Here is a 1,097-nt window from a genome sequence, read left to right as displayed (position 1 = left end):
CTGACCGCTGCAATCACTACCGTTCTGGCAAAAACCTACGGTGGTTCTGCTCGTGCATTCGACCAGATCGATAACGCACCAGAAGAAAAAGCTCGTGGTATCACCATCAACACTTCCCACGTTGAATATGACACCCCGACTCGCCACTACGCACACGTAGACTGCCCAGGCCACGCCGACTATGTTAAAAACATGATCACCGGTGCTGCGCAGATGGACGGCGCGATCCTGGTAGTTGCTGCGACTGACGGCCCAATGCCTCAGACTCGTGAGCACATCCTGCTGGGTCGTCAGGTAGGCGTTCCTTTCATCATCGTGTTCCTGAACAAATGCGACATGGTTGATGACGAAGAGCTGCTGGAACTGGTAGAAATGGAAGTTCGTGAACTTCTGTCTCAGTACGATTTCCCAGGCGACGACACTCCAATCGTTCGTGGTTCAGCTCTGAAAGCGCTGGAAGGCGAAGCAGAGTGGGAAGCGAAAATCATCGAACTGGCTGGCTTCCTGGATTCTTACATCCCAGAACCAGAGCGTGCGATTGACAAGCCATTCCTGCTGCCAATCGAAGACGTATTCTCCATCTCCGGTCGTGGTACCGTTGTTACCGGTCGTGTAGAGCGCGGTATCATCAAAGTTGGTGAAGAAGTTGAAATCGTTGGTATCAAAGAGACTGCGAAGTCTACCTGTACTGGCGTTGAAATGTTCCGCAAACTGCTGGACGAAGGCCGTGCTGGTGAGAACGTTGGTGTTCTGCTGCGTGGTATCAAACGTGAAGAAATCGAACGTGGTCAGGTACTGGCGAAGCCAGGCTCAATCAAGCCACACACCAAGTTCGAATCTGAAGTGTACATTCTGTCCAAAGACGAAGGCGGCCGTCATACTCCGTTCTTCAAAGGCTACCGTCCACAGTTCTACTTCCGTACAACTGACGTGACCGGTACCATCGAACTGCCAGAAGGCGTAGAGATGGTAATGCCAGGCGACAACATCAAGATGGTTGTGACTCTGATCCACCCAATCGCGATGGACGACGGTCTGCGTTTCGCAATCCGTGAAGGCGGCCGTACCGTTGGCGCGGGCGTTGTTGCTAAAGTTCT

Annotated in this window: 1 protein-coding gene; it reads left to right on the top strand. The window is 52.7% G+C overall.

What is annotated here, in order from left to right; translation table 11 throughout:
• On the top strand, positions 1-1,097 hold a 1,097-nt coding region (tuf, locus tag F3J30_RS22465), incomplete at both ends, for an elongation factor Tu (protein WP_048338831.1).

Origin of the sequence: Enterobacter sp. Tr-810 (assembly GCF_011752765.1) — a bacterium.
GTDB lineage: Bacteria > Pseudomonadota > Gammaproteobacteria > Enterobacterales > Enterobacteriaceae > Enterobacter > Enterobacter soli.
Note: the sequence above shows the minus strand (reverse complement) of the source record. Positions and strands in the feature narration are given on the sequence as shown.